Below are 15063 nucleotides of genomic sequence, written 5' to 3'. Positions count from 1 at the left end.
GCTCTCTTAACTGCTTCTCTACGGAACTCCTCCGTATACGCCTGAGTTCTTTTCTTACCCATGATACACCTCCGTGTTAGGCCTAAACCTAACTATACAGGGTGTCTACCAAACGTGGGCAAGTCTTAAAGCTAACGCCGCAAACAGCGGCAGATTTGAAGCAGCGAAGCTGCTGAAAAACTGTCCAGCCCATGTAGTGGGCGGTGCTACTTTGCTTTGTTATGCAATGCTGGCATTGTTGCTACTCTATTATTTGGCTTACGCTACTTGGATCAACTCCACACTCTTTGAGCCACGATGCCATTTCTGACAAGCTAATTGAGTGTTTTGTGGACGCTCCGCCGCTATAGTCCTCAAAATAGTAGCCTGAGCTATTGTGCCCCTCGTAGATTGTTTTTATACCTTTGCAATCTGCAAGAAACTCCCGTTTAAACACATTCTTTCCCATTGGAGGCTTAGTTTGTGACTGCGTTGTACAACCCGCTTGCACAAGAATGAGGAATATTAAAATAAATATCGGGACTTTCTTCACTCGTTTTCCTTGTGAGCATAAAGCCTGCATTTGGAGCCGGAGCACTCAGTACGGAGATCCCAGCCCACGAATTGGGCGAACAACATGCACTTGTTAAGTGTTTTCATGCACTGTGCCGCGAATATTGTTAAACAACTTCTGATCTTCTTCATTAATGTACGACTCAAGTCGTTGCAGCCATGATTTAGCACCACTCCAACTCAGATCCACTTCTATATCCGTGGTCCTGTTTACGAGAACCGGAGGTAGATAACCGCCGAAAGTTCCATTGCTGACTTTTATGGAGAGCATTAACCAGTACTCACACGAATCATCAGCCTGGAAGCTTATGATGAGAGAACCGCCGTCTCTTAGTTTTTCGACGCTTAGGATATGGCTAACATTCATATCTGACACTTAACGCTAAGCTAACCGGCAGCCAGTGCGAAGCACACTTTTGGCTGTCCGGCGGAGGCCGCTTGCGGCCGGAGTGTAGTTGAGCGCTTTGTTATGTGCTTTGCTGCAAATTGAACCTAATAACATCGTTATCCACTCCGTAGACCATAGTGCAGCCTGCCTTTTTTTGTTATGTGTTTTACTCATGTGTAACAGAAAAAATTGAGCTTGTTTCCATCCGGGTCACGAAAGTAGGCCGCATAGAAGTTTTTTCCCCTTGGCCCTGGATCTCCTTCATTAGTAGCACCCAGCTCTAGTGCTTTTGCATGCAAGATGTCAATTGCCTCTGGGTTTTCAGCCGATAATGCAACCATTACTCCATTACCAACTGTAGCTTCATTTTTGTCATATGGCTTTGTAACGGTGAACAACGTGCTCCCTTCTCCAAACCCCCAAACAGTCAGTTCATCTGTCTGGAATGCCCTTGCTGCTCCTATACCACTAAGCAGATCATCGTAAAAAGCTGTAGCACGTTCTAAATTGTTTGTTCCAATTGTTAAATAACCAATCATATTTATCCTTCGGTGAAATTTGTGATAGACACATAGCACCGCACTCAGCCGCCGGAGGTAACTGGCGCTTTTTTGCTCCGCAAAAAGATGACAGTTGCCGGAGGTCGGTTACAGCGCCTTGTTATCTGCCATTTTCATTATGCTGATCTTAGGATTTTTTTCATTTTATGGCCTTTTGCAAGCTCATCGACCAGCTTATCCAAATACCTTACTTGTTGCGTTAAAGGTGTTTGAATATCTTCAACTTTATAGCCACAAATCTTTCCTGTAATCAGGTGTGCATTTGGATTCATTGTTGCTTCGGCAAAGAATTCTTTCATCGTGGCTTCATTTTCAATAAATTCTTTTACCTTCTCTTCACTGTACGAAGTAAGCCAAGTGATTACTTCATTAAGCTCATCAGCAGTTCGTCCTTTCTTTTCGACTTTCGCAACATATAAGGGATAGATCATAGCAAATGACATCTTCGCAATTTTTTCATCCTGCTTTTGTGTTGTAGTCATAACTTATTCTCTATTTAGTTTAATTGGACCGAACTATTGAAGCAGATAACGCCCGCAGCAGGGGCGACCAATGCTATGCATATTTTGTGCGAAAATGGGAGCGCAGCGACCTGCGCAAAACGTGCACAAGGTAAGCTGTCCCGCGGAGGGCTGAAGGCCCGGAGCAAACTGCCTGGCCTTGTATGATTGTTCTTGCCCGATTCTGATGTTGAAAATCCTTTTCGCTAACGGGTAAATTGAGACCCACCTTCGGCGGCCACCGAAGGCCTTGTTTATCACAGTTCGCTGCCTGGCCGGTTCGTAAAAGACCGATAACAAGTATGAACGTGATAAGCACTCACTAGGCATAACTCGAATGGTCATGTGGGCCTCGAGCCCGAATAGCAAGGCGGAGATAGCTTATCTTATGAAACCTCAAGAGATCAATGTCGGTATCGATACCAGTAGTAAACAACTCGATATTTATGTGAGACCTACTGGCCAATTCTTTAGTGTTACCAATGATAAAAATGGTATTAAGGATGCCATTAAACAACTACAACCTCTTAAACCTAAAAGAGTACTAATAGAGTCTACAGGAAGACTTGAATTAGAGTTTGTTTGTGCAGCAAACAAAGCGGGATTGCCTATTGTTGTTTGCAACCCTTCTCAGATCAGAAGCTTCGCCAAATCCGCAGGGCGCCTCGCCAAAACTGACAAACTAGATGCAATTGATATCGCACACTTTGGTGAGGCCATGAAGCCAAGGCTGCAGGTGCTGAAGCCAGAGGAACTAAGGGAGATCAGTGACTTACTAACTGTAAGAAGTCAGTGTTTAGAGATGAGCACGATGCAAAAGAACCGGCTTCAGCGGATGCCTAAATCGGTGCACAAACCTATTCAAACTATTCTAAATACCATTAAGAAAGAACTAGAAAGAATCGACAAACAGCTGGATAAGCTCGTTAACAGTGTTTCTGAGTGGCGGCAAAGACGCGACCTATTGTTGAGCGCTAAAGGAGTCGGGAATGTATTGGCTTATACACTGATGAGCGAACTTCCTGAGCTAGGAAAATTGAACCGTAAAGAAATCGCTGCACTCGTAGGAATCGCCCCAATGAACCGTGATAGCGGTAGCTTCCATGGCAAGCGACATATTCGAGGCGGAAGGCATCGCGTACGCACCGTTCTGTTTGTTTCCATCATGTCGGCTATTCAACATCATCCCAAATTAAAGCCAACGTATAAGCGATTAGTCGACGCTGGTAAACCTAAAAAAGTAGCCCTCATTGCCTGTATGAGAAAGCAACTTACCATCCTGAATACCATGGTGAAAAACAACACCTACTGGGATGAAAATATGGCTTAAAAGCTTGACGAGCAACCATAGTCACTTGTTAAGTGATGGTTGTGGCTCCGGTGGATTTTGAGATATAGCCGCTACACCTAGCACCATTGAGACTACCAAGAGCCCCACTAAAATTGACCATTCTTTGCCATTAAAGTCTTTGAACGGTGGGTTAAACGGATTCAACTGATGCCACCACCGTTTATTTGTTCTTCTGTTGTGCACAATAAACAGTATATTGCCTCCGATTATCCAGGTAGCACCAGCCGCCCCAAGCAAGATTTTTTGTGATAGGGGCATAGGGCCGAAAACATCATTGAATTCTGGAGGCTCCGGTTTTGGCTGATTTTCAAAGTCCACTTCTGGGAATAGCCCCCCTAGTTCCGCGACTGCAAAAACCAGAAGTATAGGGCCAACAAATAATGCAATGCTCTTCCAGTAGGTTTTGCGATCTTTGGCCGTAACCATACGGAACCAAGAAACAAATGCAGCAATCCATGCGGCAATAAATATAACCGCAAAGACTGCCATAAATATTGGATTAGTTTCTTCCATGCTTATTCACTTAACGCCCGCAGCTGCGGACGACTTGTAGCGACGAAGGAGCGGAAAGGCGTTCCGACAGCCTGCGTTTGTTAAGCGATTTTACTCGGGTGACCATTCGTACTCCATTGCATTACCAAGTGGAATAAACGATGCGAATCCAGAGATTTCATAGACACCCTCTGTTTCAGCGGATTTAGCAAACACATAAAAAGCACTGTTAGGTATTTGAAATACACGAGAACAACTTGAACTTAGCTTGTTGTTTATTACCACCACTCCTGAAACATTACCTTTGTAGGACTTTATAACCGTGAATGTGGCCACTTGTTTTCGCCCATCTTGGATCATCTCTTCTGAATCGAGACGCCCAAAGAACATCACATCATATTCTTGGAGCATTCTATCAGAGTCCATGGCGGTTCTTTTGAACGGACTCATGATGCATGCGTGGCTGGCAGTAGAGAATGCCAATATTAATATGGTCAGTATGATGTGCTTCATTTTTCGCTTAACGCTCAAAGCAGTGCGCGAAGTGCGAAGCACTTTGTCCGCTGCCTTTGCTTGTTAACTGCTGCCTAGCTAAATTGTTTTTCATATGCTTCCAGGTGGTGCTTGAAAAACTTTTCATACTCTTCTGCCGATCCTATTACAACCGTTACCTCTACACACTGCTCACCCATTTCTTTTGAATAATCCTCGATAGTGATAGATTCACTAGAAATCTCTTGGCCGGTTTCAATAACGTATAAGCTACAACCAGAACCATCGAAGTCAGGGGTATAGAATTCAGTTGGCTCGATAGGACCAAATACAAAGCCCATAGGAGGATCACTACCTTCCAAAGCGGTAAAACCAACCACTATATCTTCTTTTCGAATCTCGTACTTCACTCGATTTCTCTCGGGCAGTTAACGCCCGGTACACGCGGCGCTTTGGAGCAGCGCAGCTGCGGAAAAGCGCTCGCCGTGCTGCCGTTTGTTAGGAGCCAACGCGGATCCCGACAAATCTACCGAGCTTTTCTCCACCAAACATGTGTACTGTCTGGCGAGTACCAGATATACCAAGCTCCGTGATTTCCCCTCGTAATTCATTGCCTGCATCACATATGTTTGCGTTTAAATCGATTACCAAGTAGCTACCCGTCAATGTATACGCCGGCTCAGGGATGAAGCCAGAACTAGCTATTGCTTGAACCTCAGAGTTTGCCTCTATGACACGTAGCCGTCTCCAGTCGCCGGAAGTACAAGTTTTCGCAGCCAATGAAGTAAATTCAACTTGCATCGTCTCGACTATCTTGGACGATTCATCCAGCAGTACAAGCGACCAAGGTGTATCAAGCTTCCAAGTGCTTGGAGCTGGATTAGCGATTATACGGTTATACTCGCGAAGATAAGCTTGATATTCCTTCTCTTCATGCGATACGCATCCTGAAATAACAAACAAAAAAAGCAATCCTATGAAGCTTCGGTACATAATGCTCCTAACAGTTTATTAATGAGCCAATGGCTCACTATCTATTTGGCCACTATTTCTGGGAGGGAGCCTCCAAGCTTCGCAAAAAAGCCTTTATTTACAGCAGGTTACAAACTATTGTCTAAATAGTAACCAGAGATAGTGAGCCATTGGCTCAAGTCGTTTGGTTCGACCTCCCGCTCTTGAACACATTTTACCCATAATTAAATCAATAAGTTAGGGGAGACTTTCTGTAGATGTAAGCCATGGCTCTATAATTCGGGCTTTCGCACCGGTGACACACCCACTCCACTACTGAAAACCACAGCCAACATTACCTACTAGGAATCTCCATAGCCGCAATGGAACTATGCACAGCCAGGCGGTTGGCCACCTCAACATACAACTCGCTACTAAATCAGCAGCATGGTCAGCGACGTTTACCGGCTGGCCTGCATCGGTCTGCAGAATCTTGGTGGGCTCGATGGCCTGAGTTACCGTTGCGCGCCCAATAGGGCCGGCGTTGTGGCCAACGTCTATGTTGTAGGCAAACTGCCAAGCCTGACATGGTAATCGGGGGCAAGCTGGACATTATCTATTCCTTGTCTTCTGATAAACCTAAGTTCATCGTTATTTTCTGTATCGGTGAACAGTAATCTATCATCGATGTCTTCTAGTTCTTGAGAGTAATTCCAGCAGATAGCAATCGAATTCTCTGCCCACTCAGGTGTTTCATCTAAAAGCCACTGGCATTCTTTAGCTGCTTTCTTTGTATCAGCAATAAAAACGACTGTAGCTTGAACCCAAGTTCCACCCTCATTGCTTTCGACAATGTCGTATAGCTCTACTGATTCGCTAGATATATATTTCATCGTATTTCGAAGTTAACGACCGTATCAGTGGTAGCGAACGGAGTTGTACAAATTGCAGTAAAATTGGAGCAGCCAATTGCAATTTGGGCCACGGAGTTTGCCATCCACTACATACGTTTGTTAGGCATTTATACCCCGACAAAGTTGATCTGCCTTTTTTAGAATAGTAGGGATTCTATGTTTCCCGTGCATACTAGTGATAAGGCTTTTTGCCTCTTCCAAGTTTATTCCAGCCGAGGTCACAAAAAGTGGCTTAGCGCTGCATCCCCTATAGATTTCACATTCTTTTGGTGTATCAACAAACGACTTTTTTGCCACACCTAAAATTGGGACTGATTTGTCTATCGCATTATAGAGATGCATACCCAGCCCTGCCTTTTCAATGCTACCCAAGCTCACGAAACCATCAATAACGATAGCCTCAAGTTCCTCTTCTATATCTTCTAGTAGTGCAAGAATACAAGGTAGCTCTCTCTTATAAAAATTACCGGATTCATATGGTACGATTTCGCCGATATCTCTTAATAGGATCCGCTCTATTTCGTCAGAATCCCAACGAGGAAAAATCACTCCTGCAGCTAAAGCAGTGTTATCAGCATATTGCACATCTATCGTGAATATCAATTCTTAAGATTTCCCGTTTTTCGTTTAGTATTACTCTACCTGGTGTTTTATCAAATTGAACCCAAATTTGCCCTTCAGGAACAAAATTCTTACCATCAAAGGCCCGCTCTTCATATTCGCACTGCATATGAGAAACTACATCTGACAACTCAAACTTCTTAGGTTTTCCAAACCAGCTTCTCTTACTGCTGAGCTCTTTCAATAATTGGTATCGATGTAGACCAATATCTACTTTTTCAAACCATGCCTTATAAAAATCTAAAAAAGAACCTTCTATTGAACATTCATCTGTCCAGCTACACCACATTTGCCCTGGATTACTACCATTAAGCTCAATGAAATAATCAGTTCCACAACCAGCTTCGCAAATAAATGCTAGCCCGTCATAATCCCATATAGGATCATCATCTTCGACTTCATCGGAAAACTCAAATGTTGAGGTGTAAGGGAATGGCTTCGTATACAAGTTTGCTAACACATTCTTGCGGAAGTCGTAAATCCCATAATATGGACCAGCACCTCCAGCACCAAAAGTTTGAAGAAATGTGCGATATTCCAGAGACAACTCGAATCCATTTTTCTTTTCAAACTCGAGCATTTCTTTATCGGTGACTAAGGGAAGCACTTTGTAACGATGGCCATTGCCTCTTGTTCTAGCTCCAAACACCACTTCAGCATCATCAAGCTCTTCAAAAAGCACTATTCTCTCTTTGGCCATTGACCAAAAATCAATGCATTCATTCTTATCTGTTTTCATGATTGATGCCTAATGCCTCAATAACCGGCAGCTGGAACGGAGCGAAGAGTAGTGTAAGCTGTCCGGCGCCGAAGGCGCGAAGTTAATTGACTTGTTATGTTTTTTCACTCGCTAGGTCCTGTGCAACTAAAAGCCTAACTTGGTTCATTTTACTGAGACCCTGCTTGTACTCTTGTAGTTCTGTGCGCTCAAATATTGGAGGTGCGCCTGGGTTGATTCGATCTAGTTCGACACTAACCAAATAGGAGCCATTTATTAATACCATATATATGTCTTCGCCTTAATCTGGAGTCCAATGCAAAACATAAGCATTGTTCGTGTTGTGACCCTCGGACTCAAGCGCATCACGAAGCCTCGAAGGAGAAGAGAAAAGCTCGTTTGATTTCTGCAGCTCCTCTCGAAACTCCTTCTCCATTTTGCTTCCGATTAATTTCATCCACTCACACTCTCATGAAACATAACGAAGCGGCGTGTAAGCTGTTGGGCGCCGAAGGCGCGTAGTTAATTGACTTGTTATGAGCTTCGATACTCACCTATTACCTCGATTTTCCCAACAATATTTTTATTAAGATCTTCCAGGTCTTCAGCGGGCACCCACCATTCAGTATGTGACTTAGCACCCACGCATTTTATGGGGTATTTTTCCATGAAGGACTTAACCACCTCAAACTTTGTTACGTAGCCTGCACCGAAATCGGTGATATTCCACTGTGTTAAGGCAATCGCATACTCTTCGTTTGTAACCGGATAAAAAATGGGTTGTTCTGGCAAGCGAGGTGGCCATTTCTTATAGCCTGATTCCTTAACTAGTTCTAACTCTTTTTCGCCGGTTGGCCTATAGCAAGTAACAGTTTCCATGCATTAAATCTCAGTACTCATAACGCCCAAAGCAGCGGCGCGCGTTAGCGCGTCCTGCCCGAAGGGCGTTGCTGCCTTTGCTTGTTATGTGTTTGGCTGAATGCGAAGTGATAACCAACGCATACAACGAAAATAAAACTGCCAATATTTAAGGCTTGTACGTATAAAAACCAGATGATTGGGTTTTGCTCAATAGTTGGTTCGGAGTGCCCAAGGGCGATTGAATGTACGCTAGGTATTAATATGTGCGCAACCCTTGAGGCGGTAACTAACATTCCTGAGAAAAGTGAAAGCCCAGATAAAATGGAGCGCTCTCTATAGAACCACACTAATGATGCAGCAAATAGAAAGAAGGGCATAAACCAACCGGTAAAGTCGTTAATGCCACCAAATAGCTGCCAAAATGTTGTCGGGCTATATACATGATCTTCCATATCTATTTACTCATAACGCCTGCAACAAGAGCGAGCAATTTGTTGCGAGCCCTATTGCTTGCGCTTGTTAGGTGTTTTGCTTATAAAATTTTACAGTATTTTTCGAATCGCTCTTGCGCATAATCGGCACCTTCATCAACCGCTTTTTTCCAATCCACGCAAGCTCCCTTATTATCACCTAATTTGTATTTAGAGTTACCCCTGTTATAAAAAGCCATTTGCTTGTTATCACTTCCGGCTTCAGCGAGTTCGATCACTTTGTTGTAATCCTGAATAGCACCTTTGTGATCTCCGTTCTCGTCTTTCGTGCTGCCTCGATTGGTTAAAGCACTTACAAAGTCTGGAGCAATTTCTAATGCTTTATCGTAATCTCTAATTGCTGCTTTCCAAGTATACAACTCGGTTTTTACAATTGCTCTTGAATAAAAAGAGTTAGGATCCTTGGGATTAATCTCAATAGCATAGCTCCAATACATCAAGGCTCCACTGAGATTACCTTTGTTGTATTCTTTCACGCCTTTATCAAAGTATTCATCTTCTTTCTCTTTAGAGAGAGCTGGCAAGTCAGGATTTTTAGGGTCATATGGAGCACCATAACTTTCGAGCATAGCGTCAAACTCATAACCTCGCTTAGCCATATCTAAAGCCCAATACATGATAATTTCTTCTGTTATAGATATAGGGTTAGTGGTCATGGAAAGCTCCCACCCCCCCTCAATTTCCTTTATGTAATCCATTTTGTAAGGATAACTTTCTAATAAAAAAGCTGATAGTTTTTCAAGTTTTTCCTTGCTGTCAGATTTATACTGGAAATCGAATGAGCTTCTATCAAAGTCAGTAAGACCTCCTTCTTTCATGGAATCGTAGATCCCTAATGAAATATTCATCTCTCTACCAAATGCTTCTTTAAAGTCATTCCATGTAAAGTATGTATTTTCCATCTCTTCCCCCAGAGCTGGCCAAGATATAATAATGGCTATCACAGCAAATGATTTATAAGCTTGCTTTAGTAGTTTTTTTAAAGGAGTTTTAACTCTCATAACATTTGTCTTACACCTAACGCCTAAATCAGGTGCGCCGTAGGCGTCACCTGGATTTACTTGTTAGGTGCGTGGTTTACGACTCTCCCACCAGAATACTCAACTCTGTGGAGATCGAATTTATCTTTTTCTCTGTCGAAATGCATGAAGACACTATCAATATCTGCTCGATTGGAGTCTGATTTTAGATGTTTATGGACTTCATACATTGCATTTATTAGCTTTCTTTCTGTGTAGCAAGATTCTTCGTCATCTTTATTCGGTATTAATACAATCTGTACAAACTTGCCATCAACTTCAATTTTCTGAATTAAGTTAGTATTTATATTTTTTGAGCGTAGCTTCTTAAGTGCTGATTTTAAGAATACTGTTAATCTTGGAGCTAAATGATTTTTGTATGTGTCATCCCAAACTGGCGCAAAAGCAAAAAACAAGAATGAACCAATCAGTGCTGTTGTAGCTGGATCTGCTGCTTTTTTGACCCATTTTCCAACACTTGAGCTTTGGTTCTCTAATAATTCTTGGATTAAACCTTCATCGTTATAATGTGGGAATGGCAAATAAACACTGAAATCTTCATCATTTGAGGCTTCATGACTTTTCTCAAGATAGAAAATGCTGAACCCTCCAACCACGGTTGAGAGCTTGTCAATATCACAACTGACATCACCGATAAGATTGAATTCGCCTTCCTCGTTTGGACTTTCTATCAGTCTAAGGTTTTCAACATAACCTATCTGTTCCAAATGTAACTCATGCTGCTGGTTAATTGATTGTTTTTTCCCTTTATAGCTATCAACGAAACCTTGTAAGATTTCCCTTGGTACTTTCTCCCCTTGTTTGTCTTTCGAAGTCCCAGCAAGACACTGATCTTTAAATAATTCCATGTTCGTATTTCTAATTTCTGAAGCTAATGATGATTTGAAGCGCCTAACAGTTTATTAAAGAGCCATTGGCTCACTATCCAATTGGCCACTATTTCTGGGACGGAGCTTCCAAGCTCCACAGAAAAGCCTTTATTTACGGTAGGTTATAGACTTTTGTTCAAATAGCAATCAGAGATAGTGAGCCATCGGCTCAAGTCGCCTAGTTCGACCTCCTGCTCTTGAACACATTTTACCTATAATTAAATCAATAAGTTAGGGGAGATTTTCTGTAGATGTCAGCCGTGGCTCTATAATTCGGGCTTTCGCACCGGCGCTACGCCCATTCCACTACTGAAAACAACGATCAGTTTACCCGTTTGGAATAGCCATCGCCGCAATAGAACTATGCACAGCCAGGCGGTTTGCCACTTCAACTATGCAGCTTGCCACTAAATCAGCAGCATGGTCAGCGACGTTTACCGGCTTACCTGCATCGGATTGTAGAGTTTTAGTGGTTACATATACGCTAGACATCAGATCGCCAGCACCGTCAGTCTGTAGGTTGTTCTGATCATCGATTACAGCAATCGTGCATTTGAGTACCGCTGCTGCTTGGGCATCGCTATTGGTGGGCTCGGTACTTTGCGTAACCGTTGCGCGCACAATAGTGCCCGCACTGTGGCCCTCATCGATGCTGTAGGCAAACTGCCAGGCTTCCAGGTTAGGTACGTTATTTAACTAGGCATTTGAGCCTCCTAGGGTTTCTGCATTCCGTTATGGGTGATAACTCGATGATGTGGATCTATGCCAGCGGCGTAACTCTTGCCACCTACAGAGATTTTGTAGACGGTAAGCAGACCGGCACATTCAACTTGCTCGACAGCTTCCCAGCTCAGTGGCTCATCCTCGTGCATTACACCCAGCTCAATGCCTTGGCAGTGCTGCGCCTCATAGACCTGCCCTGCGCGGTCTGTGACTGGGGTTTCGCGGCTGCAAACAACTTGAGCACCACTGCTCATGGTAAGCAAGACACAAGGTATTTCTGGCTCTGTGCCAACCCCACCAATAATGGGGCGTAAGTGAGTATCCTCGTCGCCAGTATCCCAGCAATCGATCAGATTCCCGGTCTCGCAATGGTCTACTAGTCGCCCCTCACGTAACCAACTACCTGCAGCAACGCACCAGGGGTCTGATGGAATTGTGCCACCGCCACCGTTGGAAGGTGTGGTGATCGTGCCTACATAGCGCCGCCAAGTACTAGCAGCCAGTTTGGAAAAGTTAGTGGTAGCGTAATAAGTAACCGCACCGCCCTGTGTACCAGGATCATCGCAGTACACATAGTACTTTGTAGTGAACGATAAACCGGTAATACTGCCGCTGTTATAACTGACCGTGCCAAAACCAAACTGCACGGTATGCGCAGTGATAGTTATTTTCGCCGTGCTGCCATCATCTGAAGCGGATAGCGCAGAGCTGGTAGGAAGACTGGCAATACCGGATTAAATCATCGGCAGGTTGCGCTGATCCTGCACTTCGACTAAATCAATTTTGACAGGATTAACCCTAACCCGCCGCCTTCGTTTTGGACTTAGCAAGCTCTTCAATCTCGATAGTAGCCTGTACAGAAGGGCCAGCAGCATGGGCTGAAGCCGCAAAGCGGTGGAGGTCCAGCACACGAAGTGTGTGATCGTGCCTGCGCTTGTTCTGTATTTGCTAGTTTACAAGCCCCGACACTTTAGACCGAAGTATATCGATTAATTCTTTATCCATATAATCGTAATTATCGGAGATATCTAACGAGATCACCTTTTTGTCTTTTATAGCTCGGCCAAATTTGCTACTCAGTTTCTTTTTATGGACCTTCTCCATAACAAATATATGGTCAGCCCATTCGATGTCTTCAAGACCTACATGAACCTCAGCATCGTTGCTGATTCCCGCCGAATATACCTCCCAGCCATCAACGCCGCTAAAGATCGCTTCAGCTGTCGGACTCCTCAGTTTATTCTTGCTGCATAGGAACAATACTTTTTTCATCTACTCTCTCGATGCAGAACACCCGCCGCACAGGCGAGCAACTTGTTGCGAGTCCAGCGCACGAAGTGCGCGCTTGTGCAGGCTCTTGTTAGAGAGCTAACACACTACCGGCACTGACATGAAACGGCTCTCCAACAGCTTCAACTGCTTCTGGAACAGGAAAGTTGTTACCACAACAGTCTATTTCTATATATTCAACCATTCCTGATTTTCCAGAGAAAATTAGGATCTCTAACGTTTTACCTGCTTCTTCAAGATTAAAGTTTGCTTCAAAAATTACACCGTACTTATCTGGAGCTGCAATCGCTTTGGTATTAGCAGATACCATAACTTTGAAGCTATTACAACCGCACTGACAAAACTCAGAAACCATGGCTTTGTCGAGGTGCTCCTTTAATACTTGTGCATCAGGGAACTGGCATCTCTCTAAAATGAAGTTAATCCAATCCCGTGCCCTGTGTTCGTTATTCATTCTGTTAACTACTTTGTATAAGAGAATAAGGAATTAGAACTGTTGCTGCCAAGACTCCCAGTAGGATGGGAATTAGGAAAACCCAAGCTATAGGCCGCCACCCGTCACTCCATATAATAGAACCCTCAAAATGGTTGATAGGTCCATAAGTTAAAACAATAAATAATCCTAAATTGGTCCACACCCACAGCATTACCAGTAATGCCGTCGAGACAAAAGACTAACCTATAAAAGGAAGAAAAAAAGACACAACTAATAACCACCTAAATGGATAAAGCTTAAGTGCAACCTTTGTATAAAAATCAGTAAATAGTCTCATAGTACGTACAACAGCTAACGCTCACAGTTGCGGAAAGTTTGGAGCTGCAAAGCAGCGGAGAAATTTTTCGCCAACCTGTGCCAGTTAGGCTTGAACAACAATGCATACTCCTTTAGCAGTTCTAGATCCATCGACTTTTTGAGTAGACATGCTAGACTTTAACTCACACTGTAAAAAAGAATTATTGGCGCCACATATTTGTCAGAATAACTCATTCTGGTGTATTTCCACCCTTCGTATTCCTTTCCCTGGTATATTATCATCAGTTCTTGCTCAACCACCGGCTGATGAACAAAAACAAATGGCCTAACCTCTTTCCACTGCGGAACTTCAAACTCTCCATCTTTACCCGTAACAACTTCTTTTGTCTCCCATTCGCCGCACCAGTGTGACTTAGCTTTAAAGATAATTTTGGCTTCCGACACGGGATCGCCATTAAATATGACTTTACCTTTCAGGTTCGAAGTAAGCTTATGGAAGCTAACGACTGAACATCCAGAAAGCAATAGTGCAAAAAATAAAATTAGCTTCTTCATTATTTCTGATTGGAGCCTAACGTCCTGGGTATGCGGTCGGAGCTGCGAAGCAGAGGAGGTCCGGTGGAAGCCACGCAGTAGCTGGAACGAACATCACCCACTTATTATGTGATCTTACTTGCATACCACTCAAGAAATAAAACTCAAACCAATAACCGCGATGAATAGAAATATGATAGAAAAAACACTACGTAAAACAGTGTCTCTACCCTTAACTAATTCGGTATTTGAATAGGGGACGTACATTGTTTCCCCCAAGGCAATTGGTGAAAAAAGGAACATTCCAAAAATGTAGATAAGTGCACCGTAAATAATATCATCGTTAGTCGATGCCCTCTGCCCTACCAAGGTAATCAAAAGCAGTGTCAGCACTACGATCAGATACAGAAGTCGATCTCGATATTTCTTAATAAGTTGCACGATCTAGTTTCTCGTACTTTACATAACGCCCCGCACAGGGGCAGACAAATAAGCGCAGCACTTTGGCTGTCCCAGCGACCAGCGGGAGCGATTGCTGCGGCTTGTTACACACGCCTTAGCTCTCTTAGTGAAAATCCCAAACCAAATATTGCTAGCGTATAAATAGCTAAAAGTGAAAGCCCTAACTTTAGATTGGTTTCTTCCACAGATTCTGTCCATTCACCTTCATATGACCTGCGAATTGTAACAATTTTACTGGCGCTAGAAACACTTATAAATTGTTTCTGATCATAGGTATTACTGTAATCACATTCTCCATTGATACAGGAGTAGCTGCCAGAACCAAATCCGATCTGAAGCAGTTTAGAGTTTGGAAAGTAATTTCTTGCTCTCTCTACGTGCTCTAAACTTGGACTCAAGTACCCATTCACAACAGAGTATATCGGCAAAAAAACAAGCACTAGGCATGGCATTAATACAAAAAATACTACAACTACCTTTCGATTAAGCACTAATTCTCC

The 15063-nt window shown here is 43.3% G+C and carries 20 protein-coding genes; 1 reads left to right on the top strand and 19 read right to left on the bottom strand.

Annotated elements, in window-relative coordinates; genetic code table 11:
* Positions 1–1110: 1110 nt before the first annotated feature.
* Together G367_RS0100960 and G367_RS0100955 are read right to left on the bottom strand one after the other, a co-directional pair.
* A complete protein-coding gene (locus tag G367_RS0100960) occupies positions 1111–1479 on the bottom strand; it encodes a VOC family protein (protein WP_020411221.1) in 369 nt (122 codons plus the stop codon).
* Positions 1480–1616: 137 nt separating this feature from the next.
* A complete protein-coding gene (locus G367_RS0100955) occupies positions 1617–1982 on the bottom strand; it encodes a DUF2200 domain-containing protein (RefSeq protein WP_020411220.1) in 366 nt (121 codons plus the stop codon).
* Between the two features lie 406 nt (positions 1983–2388).
* Here G367_RS0100955 and G367_RS0100950 point away from each other — a divergent pair, with 406 nt between their 5' ends.
* Positions 2389–3330: an IS110 family RNA-guided transposase gene (locus G367_RS0100950; RefSeq protein ID WP_026304866.1), complete on the top strand. Its 942-nt coding sequence runs from the start codon at positions 2389–2391 to the stop codon at positions 3328–3330.
* 21 nt (positions 3331–3351) lie between these two features.
* Here the strand turns inward: G367_RS0100950 and G367_RS0100945 are convergent, their stop codons facing one another.
* The 17 genes from G367_RS0100945 to G367_RS25885 all read right to left on the bottom strand — a co-directional run bounded on the left by G367_RS0100945 (position 3352) and on the right by G367_RS25885 (position 15054).
* A complete protein-coding gene (locus G367_RS0100945; protein ID WP_020411218.1) occupies positions 3352–3864 on the bottom strand; it encodes a hypothetical protein in 513 nt (170 codons plus the stop codon).
* 90 nt (positions 3865–3954) lie between these two features.
* Positions 3955–4269, bottom strand: a complete 315-nt coding sequence (locus tag G367_RS0100940; protein ID WP_157533280.1) for a hypothetical protein — start codon at positions 4267–4269, stop codon at positions 3955–3957.
* A 161-nt stretch (positions 4270–4430) separates the two neighbouring features.
* Positions 4431–4745 (bottom strand): hypothetical protein, encoded by a 315-nt coding sequence (locus G367_RS0100935; protein ID WP_020411216.1) that lies wholly within the window; start codon positions 4743–4745, stop codon positions 4431–4433.
* Positions 4746–4833: 88 nt separating this feature from the next.
* Positions 4834–5328, bottom strand: a complete 495-nt coding sequence (locus tag G367_RS0100930; RefSeq protein WP_020411215.1) for a hypothetical protein — start codon at positions 5326–5328, stop codon at positions 4834–4836.
* 515 nt (positions 5329–5843) lie between these two features.
* Positions 5844–6179: a hypothetical protein gene (locus G367_RS0100925; protein WP_020411214.1), complete on the bottom strand. Its 336-nt coding sequence runs from the start codon at positions 6177–6179 to the stop codon at positions 5844–5846.
* A gap of 120 nt (positions 6180–6299) precedes the next feature.
* Positions 6300–6785, bottom strand: coding sequence for an endonuclease V (locus G367_RS0100920; RefSeq protein ID WP_020411213.1), 486 nt, complete (start codon positions 6783–6785; stop codon positions 6300–6302).
* Positions 6772–7560: an SMI1/KNR4 family protein gene (locus G367_RS0100915; protein WP_020411212.1), complete on the bottom strand. Its 789-nt coding sequence runs from the start codon at positions 7558–7560 to the stop codon at positions 6772–6774. Before G367_RS0100915 ends, G367_RS0100920 begins: the two co-directional genes overlap by 14 nt.
* Before the next feature lie 513 nt (positions 7561–8073).
* Entirely contained in the window at positions 8074–8418 is a 345-nt protein-coding gene (locus G367_RS0100905; protein ID WP_020411209.1) for a hypothetical protein, read from the bottom strand.
* 44 nt (positions 8419–8462) lie between these two features.
* Positions 8463–8852, bottom strand: a complete 390-nt coding sequence (locus G367_RS25890) for a hypothetical protein (protein WP_157533279.1) — start codon at positions 8850–8852, stop codon at positions 8463–8465.
* Between the two features lie 80 nt (positions 8853–8932).
* Positions 8933–9892, bottom strand: coding sequence for a tetratricopeptide repeat protein (locus G367_RS0100900; protein WP_020411208.1), 960 nt, complete (start codon positions 9890–9892; stop codon positions 8933–8935).
* A 56-nt stretch (positions 9893–9948) separates the two neighbouring features.
* A complete protein-coding gene (locus G367_RS0100895; protein ID WP_020411207.1) occupies positions 9949–10779 on the bottom strand; it encodes a hypothetical protein in 831 nt (276 codons plus the stop codon).
* Between the two features lie 348 nt (positions 10780–11127).
* Entirely contained in the window at positions 11128–11421 is a 294-nt protein-coding gene (locus tag G367_RS0100890) for a hypothetical protein (protein WP_020411206.1), read from the bottom strand.
* 92 nt (positions 11422–11513) lie between these two features.
* The gene (locus G367_RS0100885; protein WP_020411205.1) at positions 11514–12170 is read right to left on the bottom strand and encodes a hypothetical protein; all 657 of its coding nucleotides are present in this window, start codon (positions 12168–12170) and stop codon (positions 11514–11516) included.
* A 301-nt stretch (positions 12171–12471) separates the two neighbouring features.
* Entirely contained in the window at positions 12472–12795 is a 324-nt protein-coding gene (locus tag G367_RS0100875) for a low molecular weight protein tyrosine phosphatase family protein (protein ID WP_020411203.1), read from the bottom strand.
* Positions 12796–12883: 88 nt separating this feature from the next.
* Positions 12884–13267, bottom strand: coding sequence for a hypothetical protein (locus G367_RS0100870; protein ID WP_020411202.1), 384 nt, complete (start codon positions 13265–13267; stop codon positions 12884–12886).
* Positions 13268–13744: 477 nt separating this feature from the next.
* Positions 13745–14122 carry a DUF6795 domain-containing protein gene (locus G367_RS0100865; protein WP_020411201.1) on the bottom strand — a complete coding sequence of 126 codons (378 nt, stop codon included), beginning with the start codon at positions 14120–14122 and terminating at the stop codon, positions 13745–13747.
* A gap of 524 nt (positions 14123–14646) precedes the next feature.
* Positions 14647–15054, bottom strand: coding sequence for a hypothetical protein (locus G367_RS25885; protein WP_157533278.1), 408 nt, complete (start codon positions 15052–15054; stop codon positions 14647–14649).
* Positions 15055–15063: the final 9 nt, after the last annotated feature.

This window comes from Microbulbifer variabilis ATCC 700307 (genome assembly GCF_000380565.1).
In the GTDB taxonomy this organism is placed as follows: domain Bacteria; phylum Pseudomonadota; class Gammaproteobacteria; order Pseudomonadales; family Cellvibrionaceae; genus Microbulbifer; species Microbulbifer variabilis.
This window is presented reverse-complemented; position numbering and strand designations above follow the sequence as displayed.

Excerpts from the sequence above, each read along its gene's own strand:
- G367_RS0100960 (WP_020411221.1), bottom strand. The coding sequence starts at position 1,479 with ATGATTGGTTATTTAACAATTGGAACAAACAATTTAGAACGTGCTACA.
- G367_RS0100955 (WP_020411220.1), bottom strand. The coding sequence starts at position 1,982 with ATGACTACAACACAAAAGCAGGATGAAAAAATTGCGAAGATGTCATTT.
- G367_RS0100950 (WP_026304866.1), top strand. The coding sequence starts at position 2,389 with ATGAAACCTCAAGAGATCAATGTCGGTATCGATACCAGTAGTAAACAA.
- G367_RS0100945 (WP_020411218.1), bottom strand. The coding sequence starts at position 3,864 with ATGGAAGAAACTAATCCAATATTTATGGCAGTCTTTGCGGTTATATTT.
- G367_RS0100940 (WP_157533280.1), bottom strand. The coding sequence starts at position 4,269 with ATGGACTCTGATAGAATGCTCCAAGAATATGATGTGATGTTCTTTGGG.
- G367_RS0100930 (WP_020411215.1), bottom strand. The coding sequence starts at position 5,328 with ATGTACCGAAGCTTCATAGGATTGCTTTTTTTGTTTGTTATTTCAGGA.
- G367_RS0100925 (WP_020411214.1), bottom strand. The coding sequence starts at position 6,179 with ATGAAATATATATCTAGCGAATCAGTAGAGCTATACGACATTGTCGAA.
- G367_RS0100915 (WP_020411212.1), bottom strand. The coding sequence starts at position 7,560 with ATGAAAACAGATAAGAATGAATGCATTGATTTTTGGTCAATGGCCAAA.
- G367_RS0100905 (WP_020411209.1), bottom strand. The coding sequence starts at position 8,418 with ATGGAAACTGTTACTTGCTATAGGCCAACCGGCGAAAAAGAGTTAGAA.
- G367_RS25890 (WP_157533279.1), bottom strand. The coding sequence starts at position 8,852 with ATGGAAGATCATGTATATAGCCCGACAACATTTTGGCAGCTATTTGGT.
- G367_RS0100900 (WP_020411208.1), bottom strand. The coding sequence starts at position 9,892 with ATGAGAGTTAAAACTCCTTTAAAAAAACTACTAAAGCAAGCTTATAAA.
- G367_RS0100895 (WP_020411207.1), bottom strand. The coding sequence starts at position 10,779 with ATGGAATTATTTAAAGATCAGTGTCTTGCTGGGACTTCGAAAGACAAA.
- G367_RS0100875 (WP_020411203.1), bottom strand. The coding sequence starts at position 12,795 with ATGAAAAAAGTATTGTTCCTATGCAGCAAGAATAAACTGAGGAGTCCG.
- G367_RS0100870 (WP_020411202.1), bottom strand. The coding sequence starts at position 13,267 with ATGAATAACGAACACAGGGCACGGGATTGGATTAACTTCATTTTAGAG.
- G367_RS0100865 (WP_020411201.1), bottom strand. The coding sequence starts at position 14,122 with ATGAAGAAGCTAATTTTATTTTTTGCACTATTGCTTTCTGGATGTTCA.